Below are 4,638 nucleotides of genomic sequence, written 5' to 3' on the forward strand. Positions count from 1 at the left end.
AGTAAGACATTCCCCATCAGTAACACTTAATAATAAAAAGTTTGAAAATGCATCGTTATCAATGCTAGTTGATGCTATCAGAAATGGAAACTAAAAATAAAAAAGGACGGTAATTTTTTATGAAAATCGCAGGCAGAGCAACTCATATTACAGAAACAAATCAAGAAGCATTTTTAAAAGGTGGCGAATTCTTAGGTGCTGGAGAATTTACGGTAAAAGTTAAAGAAATTCAATTTAACGACAAAGAAAACCGCTACTTCACAATCGTGTTCGAGAATAATGAAGGTAAACAATTTAACCATAATCAGTTCGTGCCACCATTCAGAGAAGATTTCCAAGAAAAACAATATATTGAATTGTTAAGTAGATTGGGAATCAAACTAAACTTACCAGATTTAACGTTTGATTCGGATCAACTAATCAACAAAGTCTGTAACATCGTTGTGAAATGGAAGTTTAGAGAAAACTTAGGTAAATACATGCCTCAACTATCATACATCAAAGTTTGGAACAAAGGTGATGACGTGATTAACAAATCAACACCGAAAACCGATGAACAAAAGGCGGAAGAAAAGCAAAATAATTCAAACTCCCAACAACAAACACCGATGTCTCAACAAAGCAATCCATTTGCTGGTAATGATCCATTAGGATATGGTGATGATTTACCGTTTTAAGGCGTGATATAAATGCAACGTATTACAAGATACCAGGCAGACAACGACGGTACATATTCCGTCGTTGCTACCGGTGTAAAACTTGAACAAAGTCATATTGAACTTTTAGAAAATGGTTATTCGATTAATGCAGATGTAGACGTACACGACAACAAGAGAATTTCGAGTGATCAACGTAAAAAGATTTTTGCGTTGTGCAGGGATATAGAGCTGCATTGGGGAGAACCGGTAGAGTCAACAAGACGTATATTTCAATCCGAATTAGAGATAATGAATGGCTACGATCATATAAGTTTAAGTAATTGCAGCATGAAAGTAGCTAGGGAACTGATTGAGCTTATTATAGCTTTTATGTTCCGTCATCAAATACCGATGCAGGTCGAAACGAGTATGTTGCTCAAAGAAGATAAAGCATTGTTATATTGGGCTACTGTTAACAGAAACTGTGTAATATGCGGTAAACCTCGAGCTGAACTAGCGCATTACGAAGCAGTAGGACGTGGATTTAATCGCAAAAAGATGAATCACTACGACAAACACGTTTTAGCTTTGTGCAGAACGCATCACGATGAACAACATGCAATAGGCGTAAAGTCATTCGATAAAAAATATCATCTCGAAAACTCATGGATTAAGGTAGATGAGCGTCTTAACAAAATGCTGAAAGGAGGGGATTAGATGAATAAATTATTAATACGTTTTGTAATTAATTATATCCAGTTCCAGGAAAAGTTGCTTAAAGAAAAAGAAGCCCGTATTAAATATTTAGAAGGCTTCTTAAAAGGTAAAGGTTATTAATTGAACTCTTGAGCTATACTCATAACTTTCTGGAATTTATCAGGGTCTTCAAACATCATAGTCATTAAAGGAGCTATAGCCTCGTTTGGTATTTCGCTAGATGGACGATTATTCAATGATTCTTTCAAGTCAGAAACTTCACTTTTGATATCTATCAAATGTCTTAGTAACTCACCATTTGAAGTTTGATTATTATTTGTGGAAATATCAGATTCGTTATAGCCGTCATTCTCATATGTTCTAAGCATTTCAGATAAGTGATTTTTTGCTTTTTCAACATCATCAATATCTTTTGAATATTTAATTGTACGGTGTTGGCTTAAGTCAAAAGGTATTGATTCGTCTTTATGAACCATTGTAATACACGTTTTATTAATTGCGTGGCGATAACCTAACTCATAAAAAACATTTGGATTATGGCTAGACATATCACATATTACTAATTCACTTTCATTTAGGTGTTTCAATATGTCATCTGTAATGATACTCGGCGAGTTAATTTTATCAGCTCTTATTACTTCAAAGTCAAACTCGTTCAAAACAGGTTCAAGGATATATTTTAACAATGAATCTGATTGAGCACGTTCGCTAGAGTTATCAGCGCCTATAGGACAAACTACAAAACATTTTTTCAAATAAATCACTCCTAATTTTATTTTTAAATAATTATACCAGAAAGGAGTTGTTAATATGGCAACTTTTAGAGTTTTTAAAGAGAGTGGAAATTTTGTGACAGTACACAAAGAGTTTATCACTGATGATTCGCTAAGTTGGAAAGCGAAAGGGATGCTCCTTTATCTGTTGAGTAGACCTGATGACTGGCAAGTATATGAAATTGAACTACAAAAACACGCTTCAGATGGACGAGACAGTGTGAGAAGTGGAATGAAAGAATTACAAGATGCAGGTTACATTCATAGACGACGAATCAGAGACAAAAAGGGTCAATACAAAGAATACGAATATCAGGTTTATGAACAACCGACCTATGTCGGAAATTCCCACTTAGGTAAAACTCACTTAGGGAATTCCCACTTAGGTAAACCCGACACTACTAATAATAACTCCACTAATAATAACTTAACTAATAATGACAGTAATATATTGTCGGGCAACCCGACTACGTATCCTTACAAGGATGTAATCGATTATTTAAACCGGCAAGCAGACAAACAATATAAATCGACCACTAAAAAGAATCGAACAGTCATACGTGCTAGAACTGATGAAGGGTTTACACTAGATGACTTTAAAAGAGTGATTGATAACAAAGTTTCAGAGTGGAAAGGCTCAAATATGGAAAAGTATCTCAGACCCGAAACTTTATTCGGTACTAAATTTGAAGGGTATCTAAATCAAGAGATACAGTCAAGTGGTATAAGCCAATTAGAGCGTATGAAGTATGATGAAAGTTACTGGGACTAGAGGGGGAGTTAGATGCAATCTATTAGAAATTTGGCACATAACATCAAGCCTAATCAGAATATAGTCGAACAGAAGCTTAACCAGAAATGCGAACACTGCGGTAACGTATATGACTATTACAAGTTTAGCAATGGTCAAGAATTTAAGCATGGTTGTGACTGCGCAATGATTGAAGCAGGCAAAGAAGCTGAGAAAAAACGGAAACAACAATCGATTCACAATATATTCAATCAATCCAATGTGAATTCATCTTTGAAAGGTGCAACAGTCAACAACTACCAGCCTCAAAATGAAGCGCAGGATAAAGCGAAACAGACCGCTATTGAATACGTAAAGACATTTTCAGTTAAACAACCTAAATCACTGATTTTACAAGGGTCGTATGGTACAGGTAAATCACATCTAGCTTACGCGATAGCTAAGGCGATTAAAAATCAAGGATACTCAGTTGCGTTTATGCATATACCTATGTTGATGGATCGTATCAAAGCGACTTACAAAAAAAATGCGAGCGAGACGACAGATGAGCTTGTAAAACTTTTGAGCAACATCGACTTACTTGTGCTTGACGACATGGGGGTAGAAAATACCGAACACACACTAAACAAATTATTTAGCATTGTGGACAATCGTGTTGGTAAGAACAACATATTCACTACAAATTTCAACAACAAAGATTTAAATCAGAATGTGAATTGGCAACGCATCAGTTCTAGGATGAAACATAATGCTAGGACTGTAAAAGTAATTGGTGATGATTATAGGGAGCGTGAGACTTGGTGACAATTGAAAATATCAAACAAATTCTAGAGTGTAGTGACATATACGCTCAAAAAATCATAGGATACGCACAGGGCGACGAAAAAGTGTTGGTCGGTATAATTAACCAGAAATTAAAAGAACGCAACACACGGCCCGCTGTGACGATATACGAGGTGGTATAAAAATCATGAGGTTCTGATTTCAACAAGGAGGAGTTATGACAGAGTCAAGAATTGAAATTTTTTACAAAGACGTTAAGCATTTTGATAAACCGATGGCATCTCCGAGACCAAGATTCCGAAAAGCAAAGCGATTTGTACAGGCATATATGCCTACTCACTACACAAAGCATAAAAATTTTATCGCAGATCAGATGCCTGAAATGAAAAGTAGTAAAGATATCAAGTTAACCGTTGAGTTTTATTACCCGCCTTTAAAAAGTTGGTCAAAGAGAAAAGGACTCGAAAAGTTAATGAGGTACAAAAACACTAAACCAGATTTGGATAACTTACTTAAAACAGTATTAGATGCAGGTAATGGAAAGCTGTGGCTAGATGATAACCAAGTTGTGGATATCAGAACATTCAAAAAATGGGATAGTGTAGCACGTACTGTATTGATTATAAAGGAGTTGGATGAAGATGAATAAAACCTTCAACTTATACAACGAAAGAAAACAGGCAGTTGTCACTGTTTCTGTATACACAGGACAAAAGTACAAAATTAAAGGAATAGATGGAACGCAACTTGAGCACATCAATTTGCTCACCAATAACGTTGAAGAATTTAAACGCAAATTTAATCTTTTAAGTTATGAAGAGCTTGGGCAGTTAACGATTGACGAACTATTAAAACCATAGGAGGGATAGCATGCTAGATTTGCCTAGAATACCAAAGGATAGGTCAAAAAAGTATGAGTATAAAGGCCAAGAAATCAGTGTTAACCAGATGGCTAAATATACAGGTAGGGAAACGG

Annotated in this window: 7 protein-coding genes; 6 read left to right on the top strand and 1 reads right to left on the bottom strand. The window is 35.4% G+C overall.

What is annotated here, in order from left to right:
• Positions 1–119: 119 nt before the first annotated feature.
• Positions 120–677, top strand: coding sequence for a single-stranded DNA-binding protein (locus CD122_RS05965; RefSeq protein WP_103358084.1), 558 nt, complete (start codon positions 120–122; stop codon positions 675–677).
• Positions 678–689: 12 nt separating this feature from the next.
• Positions 690–1,355 (top strand): putative HNHc nuclease, encoded by a 666-nt coding sequence (locus CD122_RS05970; protein ID WP_103358085.1) that lies wholly within the window; start codon positions 690–692, stop codon positions 1,353–1,355.
• 116 nt (positions 1,356–1,471) lie between these two features.
• Here the strand turns inward: CD122_RS05970 and CD122_RS05975 are convergent, their stop codons facing one another.
• The gene (locus tag CD122_RS05975) at positions 1,472–2,110 is read right to left on the bottom strand and encodes a hypothetical protein (RefSeq protein ID WP_103358086.1); all 639 of its coding nucleotides are present in this window, start codon (positions 2,108–2,110) and stop codon (positions 1,472–1,474) included.
• A 55-nt stretch (positions 2,111–2,165) separates the two neighbouring features.
• On the opposite strand from CD122_RS05975, the gene CD122_RS05980 reads away from it, so the two are divergent.
• The 4 genes from CD122_RS05980 (at position 2,166) to CD122_RS05995 (ending at position 4,522) form a co-directional block, all read left to right on the top strand.
• Positions 2,166–2,900 (top strand): conserved phage C-terminal domain-containing protein, encoded by a 735-nt coding sequence (locus tag CD122_RS05980; RefSeq protein WP_103358087.1) that lies wholly within the window; start codon positions 2,166–2,168, stop codon positions 2,898–2,900.
• A 12-nt stretch (positions 2,901–2,912) separates the two neighbouring features.
• Positions 2,913–3,683 (top strand): ATP-binding protein, encoded by a 771-nt coding sequence (locus tag CD122_RS05985; RefSeq protein WP_103358088.1) that lies wholly within the window; start codon positions 2,913–2,915, stop codon positions 3,681–3,683.
• Between the two features lie 196 nt (positions 3,684–3,879).
• Positions 3,880–4,311 carry a RusA family crossover junction endodeoxyribonuclease gene (locus tag CD122_RS05990; RefSeq protein WP_103358089.1) on the top strand — a complete coding sequence of 144 codons (432 nt, stop codon included), beginning with the start codon at positions 3,880–3,882 and terminating at the stop codon, positions 4,309–4,311.
• Positions 4,304–4,522 (top strand): hypothetical protein, encoded by a 219-nt coding sequence (locus CD122_RS05995; protein ID WP_103358090.1) that lies wholly within the window; start codon positions 4,304–4,306, stop codon positions 4,520–4,522. Before CD122_RS05990 ends, CD122_RS05995 begins: the two co-directional genes overlap by 8 nt.
• The last annotated feature ends 116 nt before the right edge of the window (positions 4,523–4,638 follow it).

It is taken from the genome of Staphylococcus rostri (genome assembly GCF_002902145.1).
GTDB classification, from domain to species: Bacteria; Bacillota; Bacilli; order Staphylococcales; family Staphylococcaceae; genus Staphylococcus; species Staphylococcus rostri.

What these genes read in the sequence shown, in the direction of transcription:
- CD122_RS05965 (WP_103358084.1), top strand. Translation starts at nt 120, where the DNA reads ATGAAAATCGCAGGCAGAGCAACTCATATTACAGAAACAAATCAAGAA.
- CD122_RS05970 (WP_103358085.1), top strand. Translation starts at nt 690, where the DNA reads ATGCAACGTATTACAAGATACCAGGCAGACAACGACGGTACATATTCC.
- CD122_RS05980 (WP_103358087.1), top strand. Translation starts at nt 2,166, where the DNA reads ATGGCAACTTTTAGAGTTTTTAAAGAGAGTGGAAATTTTGTGACAGTA.
- CD122_RS05985 (WP_103358088.1), top strand. Translation starts at nt 2,913, where the DNA reads ATGCAATCTATTAGAAATTTGGCACATAACATCAAGCCTAATCAGAAT.
- CD122_RS05990 (WP_103358089.1), top strand. Translation starts at nt 3,880, where the DNA reads ATGACAGAGTCAAGAATTGAAATTTTTTACAAAGACGTTAAGCATTTT.
- CD122_RS05995 (WP_103358090.1), top strand. Translation starts at nt 4,304, where the DNA reads ATGAATAAAACCTTCAACTTATACAACGAAAGAAAACAGGCAGTTGTC.